The sequence below is a fragment of the Tumebacillus algifaecis genome (assembly GCF_002243515.1).
Classification (GTDB): Bacteria; Bacillota; Bacilli; order Tumebacillales; family Tumebacillaceae; genus Tumebacillus_A; species Tumebacillus_A algifaecis.
Window position 1 is genome coordinate 300683 of the sequence record NZ_CP022657.1, and the last position, 21558, is coordinate 322240.

General features: G+C 54.7%; 17 protein-coding genes and 1 pseudogene. 12 read left to right on the forward strand and 6 right to left on the reverse strand.

Translation table 11 applies throughout. The features are described 5' to 3' along the window. Positions 1-12 precede the first annotated feature (12 nt). From kamA to kamE, 5 genes are read left to right on the forward strand one after another with little or no spacing between them, the layout of a single operon-like run. On the forward strand, positions 13-1356 hold the full coding sequence (kamA, locus tag CIG75_RS01540; RefSeq protein WP_094235042.1) for a lysine 2,3-aminomutase: 1344 nt from the start codon (positions 13-15) through the stop codon (positions 1354-1356). After that, positions 1356-2384, forward strand: coding sequence for a lysine 5,6-aminomutase reactivase subunit KamB (gene kamB, locus CIG75_RS01545; protein ID WP_094235043.1), 1029 nt, complete (start codon positions 1356-1358; stop codon positions 2382-2384). The genes kamA and kamB overlap by 1 nt, the downstream gene beginning before the upstream one ends. Positions 2385-2390: 6 nt before the next feature. Next, positions 2391-4145 (forward strand): MutS-related protein, encoded by a 1755-nt coding sequence (locus CIG75_RS01550; RefSeq protein WP_094235044.1) that lies wholly within the window; start codon positions 2391-2393, stop codon positions 4143-4145. Next, positions 4142-5713, forward strand: coding sequence for a lysine 5,6-aminomutase subunit alpha (gene kamD / locus CIG75_RS01555; protein WP_094235045.1), 1572 nt, complete (start codon positions 4142-4144; stop codon positions 5711-5713). The genes CIG75_RS01550 and kamD overlap by 4 nt, the downstream gene beginning before the upstream one ends. After that, the gene (kamE, locus tag CIG75_RS01560; protein ID WP_094235046.1) at positions 5710-6486 is read left to right on the forward strand and encodes a lysine 5,6-aminomutase subunit beta; all 777 of its coding nucleotides are present in this window, start codon (positions 5710-5712) and stop codon (positions 6484-6486) included. The genes kamD and kamE overlap by 4 nt, the downstream gene beginning before the upstream one ends. 21 nt (positions 6487-6507) lie before the next feature. Here kamE and CIG75_RS01565 read toward each other — a convergent pair whose 3' ends face one another. Further along, positions 6508-7014 (reverse strand): VanZ family protein, encoded by a 507-nt coding sequence (locus tag CIG75_RS01565; protein WP_094235047.1) that lies wholly within the window; start codon positions 7012-7014, stop codon positions 6508-6510. 353 nt (positions 7015-7367) lie between these two features. On the opposite strand from CIG75_RS01565, the gene CIG75_RS01570 reads away from it, so the two are divergent. Then, positions 7368-8561: a DUF2515 family protein gene (locus CIG75_RS01570; RefSeq protein WP_094235048.1), complete on the forward strand. Its 1194-nt coding sequence runs from the start codon at positions 7368-7370 to the stop codon at positions 8559-8561. 79 nt (positions 8562-8640) lie between these two features. Here CIG75_RS01570 and CIG75_RS21365 read toward each other — a convergent pair whose 3' ends face one another. Further along, a complete protein-coding gene (locus tag CIG75_RS21365; RefSeq protein WP_265415057.1) occupies positions 8641-8769 on the reverse strand; it encodes a hypothetical protein in 129 nt (42 codons plus the stop codon). 201 nt (positions 8770-8970) lie between these two features. Between CIG75_RS21365 and CIG75_RS01575 the strand changes: the two genes are divergently transcribed. After that, on the forward strand, positions 8971-9852 hold the full coding sequence (locus CIG75_RS01575) for a helix-turn-helix domain-containing protein (RefSeq protein WP_172844390.1): 882 nt from the start codon (positions 8971-8973) through the stop codon (positions 9850-9852). Between the two features lie 72 nt (positions 9853-9924). On the opposite strand, the gene CIG75_RS01580 is transcribed toward CIG75_RS01575, so the two are convergent. The 4 genes from CIG75_RS01580 to CIG75_RS01595 form a co-directional block, all read right to left on the reverse strand. Continuing rightward, positions 9925-11445, reverse strand: coding sequence for an ABC transporter permease subunit (locus tag CIG75_RS01580; RefSeq protein WP_094235050.1), 1521 nt, complete (start codon positions 11443-11445; stop codon positions 9925-9927). A gap of 1 nt (position 11446) precedes the next feature. Continuing rightward, positions 11447-12517 carry an ABC transporter permease subunit gene (locus CIG75_RS01585; protein WP_094235051.1) on the reverse strand — a complete coding sequence of 357 codons (1071 nt, stop codon included), beginning with the start codon at positions 12515-12517 and terminating at the stop codon, positions 11447-11449. A gap of 184 nt (positions 12518-12701) precedes the next feature. Beyond that, complete coding sequence (locus CIG75_RS01590; protein WP_094235052.1) at positions 12702-14174, reverse strand: hypothetical protein; 1473 nt, start codon at positions 14172-14174, stop codon at positions 12702-12704. 78 nt (positions 14175-14252) lie between these two features. Beyond that, complete coding sequence (locus CIG75_RS01595; protein ID WP_094235053.1) at positions 14253-14564, reverse strand: hypothetical protein; 312 nt, start codon at positions 14562-14564, stop codon at positions 14253-14255. A 745-nt stretch (positions 14565-15309) separates the two neighbouring features. Here CIG75_RS01595 and CIG75_RS01600 point away from each other — a divergent pair. From CIG75_RS01600 to CIG75_RS01620, 5 genes and pseudogenes are all read left to right on the forward strand, one after another. Beyond that, complete coding sequence (locus CIG75_RS01600; protein ID WP_094235054.1) at positions 15310-17343, forward strand: (Fe-S)-binding protein; 2034 nt, start codon at positions 15310-15312, stop codon at positions 17341-17343. A 118-nt stretch (positions 17344-17461) separates the two neighbouring features. Next, a pseudogene (locus CIG75_RS01605) lies at positions 17462-18648 on the forward strand (acetyl-CoA C-acetyltransferase). Between the two features lie 83 nt (positions 18649-18731). After that, a complete protein-coding gene (locus CIG75_RS01610) occupies positions 18732-19583 on the forward strand; it encodes a 3-hydroxybutyryl-CoA dehydrogenase (protein ID WP_094235055.1) in 852 nt (283 codons plus the stop codon). 26 nt (positions 19584-19609) lie between these two features. Then, positions 19610-20392: an enoyl-CoA hydratase-related protein gene (locus CIG75_RS01615; RefSeq protein WP_094235056.1), complete on the forward strand. Its 783-nt coding sequence runs from the start codon at positions 19610-19612 to the stop codon at positions 20390-20392. Between the two features lie 20 nt (positions 20393-20412). Further along, entirely contained in the window at positions 20413-21558 is a 1146-nt protein-coding gene (locus tag CIG75_RS01620; protein WP_094235057.1) for an acyl-CoA dehydrogenase, read from the forward strand.

Here is a 21558-nt window from a genome sequence, read left to right on the forward strand (position 1 = left end):
AGGACTCTACCTATGGAACAACAACAAGAGCGTTTGGAGCGTCACCTGTACGGCAAGAAAAAGCGTCACTTCCGCGATGTGGAGATTTGGAAAGATGTCACCAACGAAAAATGGGATGACTGGATGTGGCAACTGACGCACACCATCAATGACCTGGAGACTTTGGAACAAGTGGTCAACCTGACCGAAGAAGAGCGCGTCGGCATTCTGAACGTGAAGATGTCGATTCCGCTACGCATCACGCCGTACTATGCGATGATGATGGACCAAGACGACCCGAACTGCCCAGTGCGCCTGCAAGCGGTGCCGATGTCAGACGAGATGCAACGCTCTCCGTGGGATATGGCCGATCCGCTGAGTGAAGATGAAGACGCGCCGGCGCCGGGTCTTACCCACCGTTACCCGGACCGCGTGCTGTTTTTGATCACCAACCAATGTTCGATGTACTGCCGCCACTGTACGCGCCGCCGTTTCTCCGGCCAAGTCGGTCAATCGGTGCCGAAGCAACAGCTCGATGCGGCGATCGACTACATCCGCCGCACCCCGCAGATTCGCGACGTACTGCTCTCTGGCGGCGACGGCCTGCTCGTCAACGACAAGATTCTTGAGTACATCGTTTCCAGCCTGCGCCAAATCCCGCATGTAGAGATCATCCGCATCGGCACACGCGCACCGGTCGTGTTCCCGCAACGCATCACCGACAACCTGGTCAACATGCTGAAAAAGTACCATCCGGTCTGGATCAACACGCACTTCAACCATCCGGATGAGCTGACCGAAGAGGCGAAAGCGGCTTGCCATAAGATCGCCGATGCAGGTATCCCGCTGGGCAACCAATCGGTGTTGATGCGCGGCGTCAACGACTGCGCACATGTGATGAAAGACCTGATGCACCAACTGGTTTACAACCGCGTACGTCCGTACTACATCTACCAGTGCGACCTGTCGGAAGGCATTCAGCATTTCCGCACCACCGTCTCGAAAGGTCTGGAGATCATGGAGCAACTGCGCGGCCACACCTCCGGCTATGCGGTGCCGACGTTCGTTGTCGATGCGCCGGGCGGCGGCGGCAAGATTCCGGTCATGCCGAACTACGTCCTTTCGCAAGGTCACGGCAAAGTGATCCTGCGCAACTTTGAAGGCGTCATCTCGGTCTACCATGAGCCGACGTACCATGACCAAGGGTGCCCGCCGACCTGCAAGCATGACCACAGCAAGGATGAAGAGATCGGTTTGGCAAGACTGCTCAACGACAAGCAACTGTCGCTCGAACCAAAAGGGCTGAAGCGTCGCCGCCCGAAAGAGCAGCAAGAGGAACAGGCTACCACGACGATCGATTTGCCGATGGTGGACTGATGTTTCTGGAACATGTGGAGCTTCGCAATGCCCGCCGCATCGCGCTGGTGGGCATCGCCAAGCACGCAGGCAAGACCACAGTTTTCAATGAGCTGATTCGGCAAGCTTCCGTCCAAGGGCGGAAGCTTGGCTTGCTCTCGATCGGTGTGGACGGAGAGCGAAATGATGCGATCATGGGGGTGCCAAAGCCCGAAGTGTTTGTTCCGGCGGGCGCCCTTGTGGCATCTGCAGGAGATGTGCTGGAAGACGGCACCGCTTTATTGCGCATCGTGGAGTCAACCGGAATCTCTTCGACGCTTGGCGATGTGTATCTGGTGGAAGTGCAGGAACCTGGCACCGTGGTGCTGGCAGGTGTTCGCGATCAACAGCAAGTCGCACAGGTCATGGCTCGCATGGAGCGATTGGGTGCCGAGCTGTGTCTGGTCGATGGCGCGTTTGATCGGATGATGGCCGCCCAACCGCTGTTGACAGACGGTGTGGTGTTGGCGACGGGCGCTGTGGTCGCCAAGACGGTGCAGGAAGTGGCGCAGAAGACCGCCTACTTTTTGCAACGCTTTTCCCTGCCGCAAGCGGATGAGGCGCTGACTCGGCTCTATGATGTCGCCGAGGAAAAAGGGGCGCTGGTCGCTGGCGTTGTGCAGGGGAGCGAGTTTCTGCCTGTCGTGTTGAAGCAGACTTCCTCGTTCACCGCCAATCCGCAAACGGACGAAAACTGGCCCGGGCAAGAACAGGTGCGCGCGCTGGCGGTGACCGGGGCGGTGACCGATCGGCTGCTGCAGATGCTAGAAGGGTTGCCGCGCGGGTTTGCGCTGGTGCTGTCCGACGCGACGCACTTTTTTGTGACGGGTGCGGTCTGGCGTAAATTTTTGCGGCGGGGCCATCAACTGGTGGTGCGCCGCGCGGTGCGTGTGTACGGTCTGGCCGTCAATCCGTACTCGGTCGAAGGGTATCACTTGCCGGGGCGGGAGCTTGTCGAGGCTGTACAAGCGGTGGCGGGCGACGTCGCCGTATTTGATGTCAAGGAGTGAGTCAGGATGACCTCGCAGGCGGACAGAGCATATTGGGATGAGACGACAAAGCAGCTGCTCGGGTGGCCCGAGGTTCTGGCGATGCTCCAGCCTGTTTCGAAAGCGGGTTTGCGTGCGAAACGGGAGATCCGACCGTTCGGGCCGCAAGAGCATGCGTTGTGGCAGGAGCGAATGGAAGATCTTCGCGCTGTGCAAGCGGTACGAGATGACGCGGCGTGGGTGAAGGAACTGCAAGAGGAATTGCAAATGGTGCCAGATCTGCGGGCGCTGTTTCAATTGATCGGGCAGGGAGCGACACTGCGCCAAGCTGATTTTTTTGAAGTGAAGCAATTTCTGTGGCACGGCTATGCGGTCGAGGAGCTTTTGGTGCAGAAGGGGCTGGTCTTCGGCTGGTGGGAGGCGTTGGCGTGGGAACCGCTTTTGCGCCGACTGAATCCGCCCGGCCCGTTGGTGCCTGCCTTTTCGCTGGCCGAGTTGGCGGGAGATGTCGAACTGTTGCGGCTGCATCAAGAACTATCTGTGCTGGACGAGGCGCTTTTTGCTGAAAAAAAGGCGCAGGGTGACCGCCTGCGTGCGCAATACGGCAGGAAGCCGGGGAAAGACGGGCAGTTGGTGTTTGATAAGCTCGACGCCGCACTTGGCGTGGCACGGCAGGATGCTGACTTGATGCTGTTGCAGGACACGGTGTTTGAAGTGGTGTTTCGGACGGCAGAATCGCTTGCGATGACGGAGCTTGTGCAGCGGCGCGAGGCCAAGCTTGCGGAGATCGAGGATCAGGAGACCGCAACTTTGCAAGCGCTGGTGGAGGCGTTCCGTCCCGATGTGGAAGCGATGAGCACGGCGCTGGAGGCGCTGGGGCGGGTAGACCTCACGCTCGCCAAAGCGGCGCTTGCCAACAAGTGGAGCGCGGGCTTGCCCGAATGGATCACGGCAGCGGGGCAGAGTGTTGTGTTCGAGGTGAAAGCTGAAGCGGTGGCTTGTGCTGGCTTACAAGGCGTGTCGAGTGCAGAGCACCCCGCTGATGCACATCCTGTCTATATAGGGTGGTCGATCGAAGCGGGGTTTCATCCAGTAGCGCGCGAGGCGGTCGAAAAGCGAGGCGGCACGTTCACGACGCTCGACTTCGAGTTGCAACCGGGCGTCGGGCTGATCACCGGCCCGAACATGGGCGGCAAGACGGTCGTGCTCAAAACGTTCGGCTTGCTCCAAGCGCTGGCCCAGCACGCGATGCCCGTTCCGGCGCGCAGGTATCGGTTCCATCCGCTCGAGCGCATCGGCGTCTCCGGTGGAGATGAGCAAAGCATGGTCAGCGGCCTGTCCTCCTTTGGTGCAGAGATGCAGCGGCTGGCCGCACTGGTCAATGGCACAGGGCGAGCTTTGCTCTTGCTCGATGAAGTGGCGCGCACCACCAACCCGGAAGAAGGTGAGGCGCTGGCGATCGGTCTGGCCTCCTACCTGCTAAACAGCGGGCATAGCGCACTGTTTGCCAGCCACTTTCCAGGCGTGACCGAAGTGTCTGGCCTGCAACTGTACCGCGTCGCCGGGCTTAAGCGCAGCCTGCTCGACCATTTGCAACAGGCAAGCGAACAGAGCGATGTGTTACAGCGCCTGCAAAGCGCGATGGATTATACGTTAGTCAAAAGCGGCCCCGGCGATGTTCCCAAAGACGCCGTGCGGCTGGCAGAATGTTTTGGACTGCCGCAAGCGGTGCTTGACAAGACCCAAGCGGTGTTACAGCGAAAGGAGGGCCCGACAGGATGAGCAAATTGTATCTGGATCAGGCGAAAGTAGCACGGGCGCGGCAAGCGGCGTCCGATGTGGCCGATTCCCTGCAAGAATTTATCAGTGAACGCACCACCGTCGCCGTCGAGCGCACCGTGTTGCGCCTGTATGGATTGGATGGTATCGATGCTGACTACGTGCCGTTGCCAAACGTGGTGGTCGATCACATTAAAGAGGGTGGCGAACTGCAGCGTGGTGCGGCGCGGTTCGTGATCAATGCTGTGCTGCAAAAAGGGTTGACGGTGCAGGAGGTGGGCGAGGAGGTTGCGGCAGGTACGCTCGACCTGCTCGAACTCCCGCTGCTCGACGAAGCAACGATCCGCAACAAAGCGTTTGAGTTAGCCCAAGCGGGGATCGAGAAAATTCGCGCCAACCGCCAGAAGCGCGACCATTATGTGAGCACGCTCGGCGAAGGGCCTCGTCCTTACATCTACGTCATCGTCGCGACAGGCAACATTTATGAAGACGTCGTGCAAGCTAAGGCGGCGGCGCGCCAAGGTGCTGACATCATCGCGGTCATCCGCTCCACCGGACAGTCGCTGATCGACTATGTTCCGTACGGCGCGACGACCGAAGGTTTCGGCGGCACCTATGCGACCCAAGAGAACTTCCGCGTCATGCGGGAAGCGCTCGATGAAGTGGGCGAGGAGATCGGCCGCTATATCCGTCTGTGCAACTACTGCTCCGGCCTGTGCATGCCGGAGATCGCGGCGATGGGCGCACTGGAACGGCTCGATGTCATGCTGAACGACGCGCTCTACGGCATCCTGTTCCGCGACATCAACATGCAGCGGACTTTGGTTGACCAAAACTTCTCTCGGATGATCAACTCCTTCGCAGGCGTGATCATCAACACGGGGGAAGACAACTATCTGACCACCGCCGATGCGGTCGAAGCGGCCCCCTCGGTGCTTGCCTCTCAGTTCATCAACGAACAATTGGCGCTGCGCTCCGGCTTGCCCGAAGAGCAGATGGGTCTCGGCCATGCGTTTGAGATGAGCCCCGATCTGGAGGATGGCTTCCTGCTCGAACTGGCGCAGGCCCAGATGGCGCGGGAAATCTTCCCGAAAGCGCCGCTTAAATACATGCCGCCGACCAAACACATGACCGGGAACATTTTCAAAGGGCATGTGCAGGACACGTTGTTCAATGTCGTCGGCGCGATGACCAACCAAGGCATTCAATTGCTTGGCATGATGACCGAAGCGATCCATACGCCGCTGATTCATGATCGACACATCGCGATCGAAGCGGCCAAATACGTTTTTTCCAATATGCGCACGCTCGGTGATGAGATCGAGTACAAAAAAGACGGCAAGATCGTGACACGCGCCCATGAAGTGTTAGAAAATGCGACCGAGATGCTCGAAGACATCCGTGAAATCGGGCTGTTGGAAACGATCTCCCGCGGCATGTTCGGCGATGTGAAGCGGACGATGACCGGTGGTAAAGGACTGCAAGGTGTAATGATGCGGACGGAAGATTATTTCAACCCGTTCGAGACACTGTTGCGGGAAGAACTCGGGTTGGAGGCGATTGCACGATGAGCGCACACGCAGAGAAGCGCCCGTGGGAGAACCGCGATTTTACGCAGGTGCGCCCATACGGTGATACGTTCGACGACGGGATGATTCAATTGTCGTTCTCGCTGCCGGTGCCTCCGGGTGAAGAGGCGGCCGAAGCGGCACGCCAACTGGTCGTGCAGATGGGCCTGAGCGAGCCTGCGGTGGTGCATCAACACGACCTCGGTGAAAACTTTACCTTCGTCGTGCTCTATGCCAAGACGCAAGCGACTGTCGATTTCACGAAAATCAAAGTGGCCAAAGTCGATTCCCCGCGCATGTCGTTCTATGAGGTCAATGACTACATCAAAGAGCACGTTGGACGCAAAATCACGATCATCGGCGCCTGCACTGGAACGGATGCGCACACGGTAGGCATCGATGCGATCATGAACATGAAGGGCTACAACGGTGAATACGGCCTGGAGCGCTATCCGATGGTTGAAGCGTACAACCTCGGCTCACAGGTGGAAAACGAAGAGATGGTCGCCAAAGCGATCGAGCTAAACGCCGACGCCATCCTCGTCTCCCAAGTGGTCACCCAAAAAGACGTCCACATTCCAAACCTCGCTCAACTCGTCGAGCTGTTGGAAGCGGAAGGACTGCGCCAAAAGCTGATCCTAATCTGTGGCGGTCCGCGTATTTCCCACGAACTGGCACTCGAACTAGGCTACGATGCAGGCTTCGGCCCCGGCACCTTGGCGCCAGATGTCGCGTCGTATGTGGTGCAAGAGATGACCCGACGCGGGTTGAAATGATGGAAAAAGACCTCTGTCCGCTTACGATCGGACGAGGTCTTTTTTATGCTCCTCGGAAATGACTTCCTCTTTTACTACTTGTTCTAATTGCGGACGAATCAGCTTGTAGATCAAATAACCGAACAAACACCCAAGCGAATTATAGATCACATCATCAATGTCCACCGTGCGATAGTAATACCCTGTCGAGTAGCCTAGTAAGAATTGTAACGATTCGATCATCATAGAACCAACCAGCCCGACTAGTAAGGCGCGTTTCCAAGTACGGAGGTTCCGCCAAAGAATTGGAGCATAGATCCCAAGTGGAAACAACAGAATTATGTTGCCACCTACCAATTTGAATATGATATCCATGCCGAATTTTGTGCTTTGCTCGAATGTGGAGATGGTGGAGGTAAACGGGATGAAGCTGAACGCTTCGGAGGGGTCACCAGCCTCCTGAATACGATGCTGGACCACTTCTGGTGAATAATAAAAGGGCAACAAAGTAAGCCCAAGCACTACACAGAGGTAAGCGGTAAAAGAAATTTGGAGAAGCTAGACAACGGGCGTTTTTACCCGCTTGGTGATAAGAGCCTGTACGACTTGGATCACTGTATAGATCAGCACAGCAAATACAATAAAAATCCACTCGAAATTAATCACAGGTGCGCACCTCTGTTCATGTTGGATAGTTCCCACGCCAGTAAATGGTGGAACTGCTATTGGTCAGGTGCTCCTATATTCTCATGTATGTAAGGAATTTCCTGTCTATACTATTTTATCAAATAAAACAATTGAACCCTGCAGGATGCGAATGCAGTTGCAAAAACAGGGAGTAGAAACCGATTTAGTCTGTACAACATAAAATAGCAGGGAGTACGAAAGGAGGGGAGCCGCAGATGGGCGTTTGGCAGGAAGGGTGGTTGAACTTTTGGAAGCAGCTGCGGGCGAGGCTGCTTGGTTTTTCCAATGAAAAAGCGGTCGAGGAGATCCGCAGTCTGCTTCGCGATCTGTTGCAGAGGGAGCGCGCGGCGGCTCCCGATCTGCACGAGTTGCAGGCGGACGATCGCAGGCTGTATGAACAGATCAAAGCGAGCACAGAGGTACACAACCGCAATAACATCACCCGCACCGCCGCCTACTTCGAAGTCTACCTGCGTTCTCCCAATCTGCATTGGGCTTTGCTCGCTCACATGGTGTCCCGCAACGGCGGATACAGCATGACCGACCTGCGCGGCGATCTGATCGGTCGCGTGATGGACAAGGGAGAAGCGGAGCACTTTTTTCAGTTTCTGGAACGGGCGAACTGGCTGATTTTCGGTGACGCCTATCCACAGCTGCTCCTCTATGAAGCGAGCGTCGCAACGGGCAAACCGCTTTTTCACCTCTTGCCCTATTTTGGCGTCTCCCGCTTTATGAGTCTGCTCTGGGAGCGCTTTTGGGAGACGGGCGATCAGGAGCTGTTGACGCTGGCCCTCATCGTCAATGAGCAAAACTACATCGAACACCGCGTCGTACAGCACCCTGGCTATAAGCCGGTCATCGAATCGTTCGAATTCCAAGCGCAAACCTATCTCAACCTCACGCAGGTCGCGATCCCCTACCGGAGCACAGCCAATTCGATCGAACTGGCCGGATGTGTCGTGGATACTTTTTTGTCGCTTACAGAACGCATCGATACGGGTCGCCGCCTGTACGCGATCCTGTTTGGGAGGCCGGAGGTGTTGGACGGTGTGATCAAATTTGCCACAACGACACCGCATTCCGGGTCGCGGGCCGACTATTGCCCCGATCTCTACACCGCTCGCAAGCCGATCAGAAGCTCAAAGCGCTATTATCCCCGCGTCGATGGTTTGCGCTTGCGTCCAGGCGCGAAACCGATCTACAGCCCGCGATTGGAGGACTGCTGGCCGGATGTGACCACTCCGGAGGCGGCGGGCAACACGGACTGGTGCTGTTCCGCCGATGTTGCCGAGCAGCTGTTTTCCAGCAAGCCGAGCGCCGATTTCAATATCACCAAGCGATATGGCAAGACGCTGATGTTGGTCGAAAAAGCGGTCGCAGCCGAAAGCTGGATCAATGCGAAAAAATAAAAGCCCGCAACTCAAGGTGGCATTGGCCCTCCTTTTCCGTGCGGGTTTTTGTTATGAAAACCGCAGCCACAAGGATCAGTTAATGCTGCGGCGGGAGTGTCAGTTCGTTCATCTCTACACCGATTGCAAAATGTTGCGGCGGTAATGACGGCTCAGTGCTAAAAGCGATCAAGAGGAGCAAGGCAAGTACACATGTAATTTTTTTCATGATCGATCCCTCCAATTGTTCGATTCGTTAGGTTGTAACTGTTCTTTCTATTTACATTCTACTCGATCATTACCAAAATTTCACATCCAATTTATCGGCTTCAGTATCTAAATGGTGACTTTGGTTACTTTTTAATACGTAATACATTATAGTATGATCAGATTATATTCATTTATGAATATTCGCATCGAGGTGGATGTCATGGATTACTACCGGATCGGCATGGTGATTAAGGAATTACGCTTGCAACGAAACATGACTCAAAAAGAGTTGTCGGATCGCATCTGCACGCAAGGACAGCTGAGCAAGATCGAAAAAGGGGAGGTCATCCCCAACTCGAGCACGCTCTATGAGTTAGCTGGTCGGCTGGGCGTGGAGATCAGCTACATTTACGAGCAAGCCGCTTCTGAGCGCTGTGACTACGTCTTGGAAACATTTGCTGTCATTCGGCAAGCGATTCGAGACCGAGATTATGCAAAAGTGGCCGAGATCATCCGCAATGAAAAGAGCAACCCGCTGTTTGCCGCCCCGTCCCCCCGTCAGTTTCTGATCTGGCACGAAGGCATTGTCACGTATTACATTGACAAAGACAGAGAAGGATCGCTCAAGTTGTTGCAGGAAGCGGTCGAGATTACCCAGCAAAGTCATGTCTACACCGAACGTCACATCGAAATCCTCAACAGCATCGGCATCATCCATCTCGAAGAAGAACAAAATGAAAAAGCGGTCGAATGTTTTCTGCAATGCTTGGATTTGCTCTTGAAAACACCGCATGATATTGACATCACGATCAAGATTCGCCTCCTTTATAACTTGTCCAAAGCCTGTCACCTGCTGAAGCAGTATGACAAGGCGATTCTGCATGCCCGTCAAGGCATTCGTGTGTGCAAACAGTGTGAGACGATGTACCTGCTCGGCGAATTGTATTTTCAATGCGCCTCCTCCATGATGGCGGACCGACGAGAAACGCAGGCGATCCAGCAGTTGCTCGAGCAGTCGTTCGCCCTGTTCACCATGCAGGAGAAGAGCGCTTTTGCCGACGTGGTGCAGAAGCAATTGGACAATCTGCGGCAGACAATTTGAGCGTACAAAAAAGGAGAGCCCGCACAGGCTCTCCTTTTGCATGCTCACTGTTTGCACAGTGGTGTCGGTCGGTTACTTGTTGTCGTCCGGATTGGTGACTTCGCCGACGGCGCGGTTGCCGTTCATCGGGAGGAGCCAGCTTTCCTGCTCTCCGTTCGGACCTTTTACTTTGATCTCGATCTGAAGCAGGTCGATCTCGGTTCCATCAAACCATGTGATCCTCTTCTCGGAGCGGGTGATCGCGCCGAACTCCACCAGTTCATAGCCGGCTTTCAGTTTTTGCAACCAGTCGTCAAACGGTGCAAACGGCTCTTTGTAATTACTCATAAAACTTCTGTTTTTGCCTGGTTCGATATAGATGTAGGCTTGTGCATAGCTCCACTTGTCGTCTTTCAAATTCTTGATGATGGCAGTGGCCGTCTCTTTCATGCGCTCCTCTTGCTTCTTGATCTGCTCCTCCAATTCCTTTTTCATCAGATCGACCTGTTGTTCCTCCACCTGTGCCGTCGCGCTGATGACGGTCGGTGATTTATTGGGCAAGAAGACGAGGATCAGCACACAGGCGGCCACGGCAGCTGTACCAAACGCCATGACCGGCTTGTTTTGCATCAGCGGCTTGGTGCGGTACAGGTAAGGGCGAGCCAGTCGCTTCTGCAGCTGTTTGGAGAAGAAGGACAGGATCAGAATCGACAGGGTCAAGAACAGACCGGCTGAGAACAGCAGCCACGGATATTCGCGCAAGGCGCGTGAACCGTAGGAGATCATCCCGCCCCATTCTCCGGTCATCGTCAGCGTCATGAACTGCTGGGGAGGGCCGTCATCGTAAACGAAGCGCTCCCCGCCGCCGAGGAAGATGTTGAGGACGGCGAGCTGACCGATCAGGAACAGCACTTGGATGAAATCGGTCAAAATGGCGAACCACATATCGGGACGCAAATGTGGCATCAGGTGGCGGAACACGATGCGGGATGTGGAGGCACCCATCGTCTTCGCCGCGCCGATATACTCTTTTGCCGCAAAGAAGCGGGCTCGCTCGGCCATCTGGTGTGCGATCTGAAAGATGCCGATCAGCACGAGCAAGCTGAAGAGCAGGAAGGCGAACATCAGAATCTTGGGATCGTTCGGGTTCATCCCTTGGTTCATCCCGAGCAGTATCGACATACCGTATAGGGTCGGGAAGACGAACAGCAAGGTCGGGACGCCGGAGGTGATCAGTTGCAGCGTTTGGATGATCTTGCCGCCGCGTCCGGTGGACCCGGCGTACAATCCAAGCGGCAAGGCGATCACAAAGCGCACCACGGTGACGAGGAACGCGAAGCCGAGCGTGTATTTCGCACCATTTAACAACAGCGACAACACATCATAGCCGCGGTGGTCGGTGCCGAGCGGATGTTCGAAGCTCGGGCCGAACGGTGGCGAAATCGGCGTTTTTACGCCATTGATCGTTTCATAGGTAACGCCGATCTTATGGTCTTGCGTGATCTCATAAGGCATCAGATAAGAGCCGAACACAGCGACAAACACGAGGAGCAACAGTAGTACCCAGGCCAGTTGATAGAGCAGGCGGTCTTTTTTCGCACCGTTTTGGTTCATGCTACGCGCCCTCCTTCGTGCTTACGACCACGCGGCTGCGCAGCAAGGCGAACAACCCTTGTACGAACAGCGCGAAAGCTGCGAGGATTGCGCAGGTCGTCGCCAGAGACGAGACGTAACCGATGCTTTGGTTGACCGCATAGCCACCAAGACCGAAGATGTTGGCCATGACTTCCACGACGACAAGCGAAGTCAGCGCCACCGAGACGGCCCGCGGGATGATCGTCAGGAAATCTTCCATCGTGTTGCGCATCATGTGCCGAAAGATGACCGCGGGACGCGAGAGCCCTTTCGAATAAGCCGTTTTGATGTAGCCTTCTTCCCACTCGCGTTCAAAGGCGATGCGCATGGTTCCATAGATCAAGGCGGCTGGCAAGAGGGAGATCGCCAACATCGGGATCAACAGCGGTGTTTGTTTGACAAATTGCATGATGATGATCACGGGCGACCCGACCAATTTATTGACCGAAATCGCGGCAAACTGCAGGAGCACGACGACGAAAAAGTCGGGAAGAGACAAGAGTAGTCCTTGTCCCGCGTCGAGCACCTTGCCCACTTTCGGCTTCCAAACGGCGAGCAATGCGGCCAAAAAGCCGACGGCCACGCCGATCAGCAGCCCTGGCAACAGGTAGGACAGCGAGCGTTTGATCATCTCGGCGAGCGAATTGGTGATCGGGATCGGCTTTTGTCGCGACTTGTATGCGATCACACCGAAATCTCCATCCAGATAGGACTTGATCTGTACGTTCAGCGCTTCCCCATAGCGAGAGAAATTGAAGGAGGGAGTCGTGACCACAGGCAGTGTGAGCTGCACCTCTTTGTGGCGGCCGATCTGTCGCTCCAGTTCTTCTTTTTTGGCAGCAGGCACGGAGATATATCCGGCGCCTTCATCGACGATTGCGGTGCCCGGGAAGGCATTGATTACATTGTGAATGTTTCCGCCTGGAAGCAGGACGATCTGAATCTGGTCTTTCGAGATCACATCGATCCCTTTGTCCAGATTGCTGATCAACAGGATTCCGGCTAAGATGCCGACTGCGACCAGCAGTCCCTGTAAGAACCTTACCATCATCAATCCCCATTTCTCTGTGTATGACACCCCGAAGTAGTCTTGCCTATATAGACTAAATATTACACCGAAACGTTGCGTAATGTCGCAACTTTCTAAAAAAGAATGTAAATTAAAGGTGATTCAATAGGTAGGTCCAACAGATAAGCATACAAAAACCGTCCTAGAGGCCAGGACGGCATTGGCGTTATTTAGGTTCCAGCAGGTAGCTTCCCGGCACGACGATCATTTTGGACAGCTTTTCGCGGCACTCCGGATTGGTCACGTGTGACACGCTGGTCAGGATGTCCATTTTCGTTTGATGCAGGGCTTCGTCATGTGTAGACGAATCGGGGTGAGTGTAGCGATCGACCGCGTATTTCGCAAAGTCGAACAGTTCCCCTTGCACGACCTGTTCACCGTCGGAGCCGTAATTTTTCGACAGGTATCCGCGCATCTCGGCGAGGCGGTAGAGCAATTCTTTCCACGCCAGTCCCTCTTTACTCTGCTTGCGGACCTGCGGGTCAGGCTCGGGCAGGGTTGTGCAGGACAGCATGTCCGACCAGTTGTGCCAAGCGTCCGGCGCGAGGCACTCGGTCAGCTTTTGCGCACAGTACGCATTGCGTGGGAGCAGCTCGATCACTTCGCGGAAGCCAGGGATGCGGTTGCGATCGATCGCTTTTTTCGCCCAGCGGACGTGGCGGTGCTGGTTATCTAGGTAGGCTTTAAACGAAGGGTGGATCATGTCGAACTCATAATCGCTGAGGTGATGTGTCGCCAGAATCTGCTCTTTGATCGCATTGTCCGGCGGGAAGAATTCACCTTCGCCTAGCAACATGACGCGTTTGCGGTACATAAAGAGCGACTTGTCTGTGACGCCTTCGTGCTGCCCCTGCATGACTTCATAACGAAAAGTCCCATACTCTGGGAACGTCGTCACCGCCGAAAAGCCGTCATCGATCAGGTTGAGGTCATCGCGTATCGCCATCAATTCGCGCATGATCACCTCTTCCATCACCGACACCGAGCCTTCGATGTGCGTAAAATAGGTGATGTCCTCTTCCGGGGTGCCAAGCACGCGCGTATAGAGGTCGTGGAAGTTCAGAATGTGCATCATCTCGTGAATGTAGTTTTGGAACGGATAGCGGATCACCGTACCTTGATCACCGCCGACAAAAGCGGCGCGGCGTTGATAGATGCGCCCGTGCTCCGGACGAAACGCGTCCTGTGCGTTTTCATCAGGATCGACGTACAGTTCATAGCCTTCGTTGTAGCTGTGAATCCAGACGGCCATATAGGTCGGCGACAACAAGAGCGCCGTGGAATGATTCAGAATTCGCGCAGGCATATTGAACATGTGATCGTTGATCTCTGGGCGCGCGGACAGATAGGACATGCCGACGGCAAGAGCTTGATACAGTTCAAATTCGCCTTCTGTCGCCATCTCGACACAAAAACGGTGCAGCGCTTGTAGCCACGTGGTCATCCGATCATCGGACACGTCATAGGTAGTGGTAAAGCGCTCCAGCGCTTGTTCGAAGTCTTCCGGCTCCACGGTCAAAAAGACGTTCAGCCCATCAACCCACAAATCGGAGCCGATCTCAGTATCAAACCAGCCTGCTTGATCGTCGCTCATGGTGCGCAATGTATGATATTGAACCAAAAGGTCTGAGGTATTCATGAGTTCTCATCCTTTACGGGATAGATTTCGCAAATAAAATGTGCCCTTTCCCGGTCCGAGAAAGGGCACGAGACGAGCTTAGATTTCAGCGACGATGCCGATCGGGCGCAGTTCTTTCGTAGCAGAAAACTCAGCCGGGATGCCAATCGGGTTGATTTCTTTCGCAAATTCGATCGGGTTGATGATGCCGATCGGACGCAGTTCTTTCGCAGCAGTAAACTCAGCCGGGATGCCGATCGGGTTGATTTCTTTCACAAATTCGATCGGAACGATGCCGATCGGACGTGCTTCTTTCACATCGATAATTTCGCCGATGATACCGATCGGGCGGATGACTTTTGCTTTCGGAACGAGGTGCGATTGGACAGCTACTTTTGTTACTTTTTTCATGGTCAGTTCCTCCTTAGAATTCAATCAAGATGGTGATGTGGACTGTTTCTTTTGCGTCAGCGATGATCGGAGCTTTGACAGTCGCTTTTTTCACAACTTTTTTCATCGGTCATTTCCTCGTTTCTACATAAAAGTAGCAATTACTTAACGTTGGACCAGCCGATCCATTTTACTTGCTTTACTTGCTCAACCAAAGCAGAGTTAAAGCCGCTTTTTACGACCTTTTTCATGTAGGACACCTCCTCTTCAAAATGATTATTCATGACAAGTCGATTACTGCTCGCTGACTCGGCCGATCCATTTTACTTGTTTTACTTGCTCAACCAAAATTGAGTTCACAGCAGTTTTTACTACTTTTTTCATTAGAAAAACACCTCCCTTTCATTTATACTTTAATGATAAGTGGAGGCTCTTTGCAGGTCAATACCTTTCTGGTTAATAATTTAGAAAATTTGAGAAATTAAAGCTGAGTGAGCGAGTGAAAGTTTGGTGCAGGTGGTAGTTATCGACTGCTCTGCATCCTATCCTTTATAGAATCGCGTCGGGTCAGGGAAGCGGTTTCACAGGTTCGAACGGATGCCTGAAATTCACTATCGAATTTTTTGCGAAAATCGTGTATAAGTATAGGTGAGGTATTTTCGACATGTAAAACCGACCGCTCGGTCTAAATTTGAATGATGATTCATTCATGTAAAAACATTCATCTAGTATTGCAAATTCTGATTCGCAAAGGGGTTGAACAGAAATGGCGTGGATTAAAGTGCTCTTGTTCCTGATGCTCGCTGGGGTCGCAGGTTACTATAGCATTACGGCGTTATATCGCCGCTACCAGTACCTGATGCTCGGCGCAGAAGAAAATCGTTTCGATGACAGCGATGCGCGTATTAAAGGTTTCTTCAAGTACGTGTTGGGTCAAGGTAAGGTACTGGCTGAACCTGCCGGGATTGGCCACTTTATCATTTTCTATGGTTTTATCATCATCTCGATCGGCGCGATGGACTTCTTCGCCCATCATCTGACCGGGTCGCACATTCCGGGCCTTGGCTCGACTGTGTTTGTCGCCATGCATGAGGCGGCGAACATCTTGGTGCTGGTCGCGATTGCGATCGCCGCTGTTCGCCGATATATCTTGAAACCGATGCGCCTTGACGTGACCGCTGAAGCCGGTTACATCATCGGCGCGATCGCGCTGCTCATCCTGTCCGACTTTGTCTACTGGGGTGCTGCTGATGCGCTGGAAGGTCACGATCCAGGCTTTATCGCTCCGATCGCAGGCTTCCTCGCAGGCGCGTTCGCTAGTATGTCCGATACGGCGGTCACGGCGATCAAAGAAGTGATGTTCTGGTTCCACACCGCCGTGCTGCTCGGTTTCGCAGTCTACATCCCGCGTTCGAAGCATTTGCACATGATCGGCGCGATGTTCAACGTCTATTTCCGCAAAACCGATTCTCGTCCGGCTGGCAAGCTGAAAAAGCTCGACCTCGAAGACGAGTCGATCGAAGAGTTCGGCGTGGGCCGCATCGACCAGTTCTCGTGGCGTCAATTGCTCGACGGCTATGCTTGCACCGAATGTGGCCGTTGCCATGTCAACTGCCCAGCTACGCTTTCCGGTACGCCGTTATCTCCGAAATACCTGATTTTGAAAATGAAAGACCACCTGATCGACGTGGGCGACACGTTGCTCGAACAGAAGGTGCAAGGCGCTGCCGGCACCGGGGTCGAAGTGGCCGCTTCGGCAGAACTGCCGATGCTGATCGGGGAAGAGCCGGGACAAGGCATCTACTCGGAAGACGAAATCTGGGCTTGCACCACTTGCCGTGCTTGTGAAGAAGCATGCCCGGTCTTTAACGAGCATGTTGACAAAATTATCGACATGCGCCGTTACCTCGTCCTCACCGAAGGGAAAGCAGAACCGGAAGTCAATCGCGCATTCCAAAACTTGGAGCGCCAATCGAACGAATGGGGTCAAAACCGCTCCACCCGCGGTGATTGGGCGAAAGGTCTCGACATCCCGACGATGGCAGAAGTGGAAGGTGACGTGGAGTATCTGTTCTATGTCGGTTCCTCCGCATCGTTCGATGTGCGCAACCAAAAGATCGCTCAAGCGTTCACGCGTTTGATGAAGGAAGCGGGCGTCTCCTTTGCCATTCTGGGTGCGGAAGAGGAGTCGGACGGCGACTCAGCCCGTCGCCTCGGCAACGAGTTTTTGTACCAGTCGCTGGCAGAAGCAAACATTGAGATTTTCCGCGAGTACGGGGTGAAGAAAATTGTCACCACCTGCCCGCATGCATACAACACGTTCTTAAATGAATATCCTGACTTTGGTTTCGAAGCGGAAGAAGTGCTGCATCACACCGAAATGCTGGCGAAGTTGATCGATGCTGGGAAACTGTCGCCGCTGCACGATGTCGATCACTTGCTGACTTTCCATGACTCTTGCTACTTGGGCCGTTACAATGGCATCTACACCGCGCCGCGCTACATCATCACGAAAATCCCAGGCGTGCGTCTGGTCGAGATGGAGCGCAACAAAACGAAGAGCATGTGCTGTGGCGCAGGTGGCGGCGGTCTGTTCAAAGAGGACACCGGCACGGAGCGCATCAACGTGATGCGTACCGAGCAGGCGATGGAAACGGGCGCAACGGCGATCGGCACCGCTTGTCCGTACTGCATGACGATGATCACCGATGGCACGAAGGCGAAAAACGTGGAAGAAAATCTTCCGGTCTATGACGTCGTAGAGTTGCTTGAGATGTCCGTCTTCGGCGCGAAACACTAGTCTTCGTCACACGCATCTTGAAAGACACCGGAGCATTTCTGGTGTCTTTCTTCCAGTCATACAAGTTTAGTCTACTAAGTCAGTTTTTCCATTACGTAAGCCCAAAGGAGTTGTTTCTATGACAAAAACGGTGATTGTTAGCACAGCACGCACTCCGTTCGGCAAGTTTGGAGGCGCGCTCGCTCCGCTCACGGCAACCGATCTCGGCGGTTTGGTCATCAAAGAAGCGTTAACCCGCGGCGGAGTGTCTGGTGAACAGGTAGATGAAGTGGTGATGGGCATGGTTCTGCAAGGAGGCGCTGGCCAGATTCCGTCGCGTCAAGCGGCGATCAAGGCAGGTCTGTCCTGGGATGTACCGACCCAGACGATCAACAAAGTCTGCGGGTCGGGCATGCGCGCTGTCACGCTGAGCGACCAGATCATCCGCTCCGGCGATGCAGATGTGATCGTCGCTGGGGGATGGAGTCGATGTCGAACGCTCCCTACATCTTGCCGGGTGCTCGTAACGGTCTGCGCATGGGTGATGGCAAAGTGGTCGATCTGATGCAGTATGACGGTTTGCGCTGTGCGTTCCATGATGTGCCGATGGCCGTGCACGGCTCGGTTGTGGCTGATGAATATGACATCTCGCGCAGTGCGCAAGATGAATGGGCGCTGCGCTCGCAACAGCGCGCGGTGGCGGCGATCGAAGCTGGCACATTTGATGTTGAGATCGTTCCGGTCGAAGTCCCGGGCAAAAAAGGTGCGGTCACGGTCGTTGACAAAGACGAAGCACCGCGCGTCGATACGTCGCTTGAGAAATTGGCCGCGCTGAAGCCGGTATTCAAAAAAGATGGCTCGATCACAGCAGGCAATGCGCCAGGTGTCAATGACGGTGCTTGTGCGATCGTGCTGATGTCGGAGGAGAAAGCTGCCGCAGAGGGCATCAAGCCGCTGGCGACGATCCTCGGACACACTCAGGTGGGGGCGGACGCACCCTATATCGCAACAACTCCCGCTTTGGCGATTCAAAAACTGCTCAAAAAGACAGGATATCAAGTAGAAGACATCGACCTGTTCGAGGTGAATGAAGCGTTTGCAGCGGTCACCCTGACCGCTGGGAAACTGGTCGGCTGGGATGAAGAGAAGGTCAACGTCAACGGCGGCGCAGTTGCGCTCGGGCACCCGATCGGCGCATCGGGCGCACGCATTATCGGTACACTGATCTATGAACTGCGTCGTCGTGGCGGCGGTTTGGGGATCGCTGCGATCTGCTCTGGTGCGGCACAAGGCGACGCGATCCTGTTGCAGGTGCACGGCGAATAATCATCGCTCGCTTTTTCGACAAATATTGCCCGGGGAATAGGCTTCCCCGGGTGACTACATACCAATTGGAGGGTACATATCGCATGGAGATTCGCAAAGTTCTCGTCATCGGTGCTGGTCAGATGGGCGCTGGCATCGCGCAAGTTGCAGCAACAGCAGGTCTGGAAGTCATTCTCAACGATCTGAAGCCTGAATTCTTAGAACGCGGTATGGCGACGATCACGAAAAACCTGTCCCGTGATGTTGAAAAGGGCCGCAAGACGGAAGAGGAAAAAGCGGCGATCCTCGCGCGGCTGAAACCGACGACGAACATGGGTGACGCCCACGATGCGCAACTGGCGATCGAAGCGGCGACCGAAAACATGGAGATCAAGAAGAACATTTTCCGCCAGATGGACGAAGTGCTTCCGGAAGGTGCAATCTTGGCTACCAATACCTCTTCTCTGCCGATCACCGAGATCGCGGCGGTCACGTCCCGTCCGGAGCTGGTCATTGGCATGCACTTTATGAACCCGGTGCCGGTGATGAAGCTGGTTGAGATCATCCGTGGTCTTGCGACTACCGATGAGGTGTATAAGTCGATCGAAGACCTGTCCAAAAAGATGAGCAAAGTGCCGGTCGAAGTGAACGACTTCCCAGGCTTTGTATCGAACCGCGTGCTGATGCCGATGATCAACGAAGCGATCTACTGTGTGTTCGAAGGGGTAGCGACGCCAGAATCGGTCGATGAAGTGATGAAGCTCGGGATGAATCATCCGATGGGGCCGCTGACTTTGGCAGACTTTATCGGATTGGACACCTGTCTTGCGATCATGGAAGTGTTGTACGAAGGGTTTGGCGATTCGAAATACCGTCCGTGCCCATTGTTGCGCAAGTATGTTAAAGCGGGCTGGCTCGGGAAGAAAACGGGTCGCGGCTTCTACACCTATTCTTAATTTTTAGCACGGGAGGTCATACGGTTATGGAATTTCAAAACTTGTTGTTCGAAGTGCGCGATGGGGTCGGGATCATCACGTTGAACCGCCCGAAAGCGCTGAATGCGTTGAACTCGGCGTTGCTCGATGAGATGGGTGCATTGCTTGATGATATCGCGAAAAATGAGGCGATCCATGTGGTCGTCATCACCGGCGGCGGAGAGAAAGCGTTTGCGGCAGGTGCGGACATCGCGGAAATGCAGAACTTTACGGCGATCGAAGGCCGAACGTTCTCGGTAAGCGGCATGAAGAACATCTCCAAGCTGGAGACGATTCCGCAGCCGACGATTGCGGCGGTCAACGGGTTTGCGCTCGGCGGCGGCTGTGAAGTGGTGATGGCTTGTGACATCCGGATCGCATCGACCAAAGCGAAATTTGGCCAGCCAGAAGTCAACTTAGGCGTCACGCCAGGCTTTGGCGGCACACAGCGCCTGCCGCGTCTGGTCGGGCCTGCAATCGCCAAAGAACTGCTGTTCACAGGCGATGTGATCGGGGCGGAGCGCGCCTATCAGATCGGTCTGGTCAATCAGGTGGTCGAACCGGAAGAGTTGCTGAACAAAGCGCTGGAGATGGCACAAAAAATCGCTTCCAAAGGCCAATTGGCGGTGCGCATGTCCAAACAGGGTGTCAACGAAGGCATGAACATGGATCTGTCTCGCGCTCTGCAATATGAGTCGGAGCTGTTCGGGCTGTCGTTTTCGACCGAAGATCAAAAAGAAGGCATGGCAGCTTTCTTGGAAAAACGCCAAGCAGAATTTAAAGGCAGATAGGCGAGGGGGGCTTGGGAGAGATGGATTTCAACCTGACAAAAGACCAGCGCGATCTGCAGCAGATGGTACGCGATTTTGCACAAAATGAAATTGCACCGCTCGCGGCAGAACTGGACGCAAGCGACGAGTTTCCGATCGAACTGATTCGCAAAATGGGTGAGCTCGGCCTGCTTGGGATTCCGATTCCAGAGGAGTATGATGGAGTAGGGGCCGACTTTACGTCGTACATGCTGGCGATCGAAGAGATTTCCTACGCGTCCGCTTCGGTCGGTGTGATCTTGGCTGTACATACCTCGGTGGGCACGATGCCGATCTTAAATTTTGGATCGGATGAGCAGAAGCAAAAATATGTGCCGCGTCTGGCGGCAGGCGAACTGATCGGCGCGTTCGGCTTGACCGAGCCAGGCGCTGGGTCGGACGCTTCGGGCATCCGCACCCGCGCGGTGAAGCAAGGTGATACCTATGTGCTGAACGGCTCGAAGATCTTTATCACCAACGGTGAAGTGGCCGACATCTTCATCGTGTTTGCGGTGACCGATCCGGAGGCGGGAGCGAAAGGCGTGTCGGCGTTTATCGTCGAGCGCGAAACGCCGGGCTTTTCAATCGGAAAGAAAGAGCACAAGATGGGGATGAACGGCTCGGGGACTGTCGAGTTGATTTTTGACAACGCAATGGTTCCGGCGACGCAGTTGCTCGGGGCGGAAGGCCAAGGGTTTACGGTGGCGATGAGCAACCTCGACGGCGGCCGCATCGGCATCGCGGCACAGGCGCTGGGGATCGCCAGAGCTGCATTTGACGCGGCGCGCGCCTATGTGCAACAGCGCGAGCAGTTTGGCCGCCCGATCGCCGATTTTCAGGCGGTGCAGTTTATGCTCGCCGACATGGCGACCAAGATTGAAGCGTCTCGCCTCTTGATCTACAACGCGGCAGCCCTTCGTCAAGCCAAGCTGCCCGTTTCCAAGCAAGCCTCGATGGCCAAATATTATGCCACCGATACGGCGATGTCGGTGACGACCGATGCGGTTCAACTGTTCGGCGGGTACGGCTATTCGAAAGAGTATCCCGTGGAGCGCTTGATGCGCGATGCAAAAGTTACCCAAATCTACGAGGGCACCAACCAGATCCAACGCATTGTCGTGGCGAAGAACCTGTTAAAGGGCCTGTAG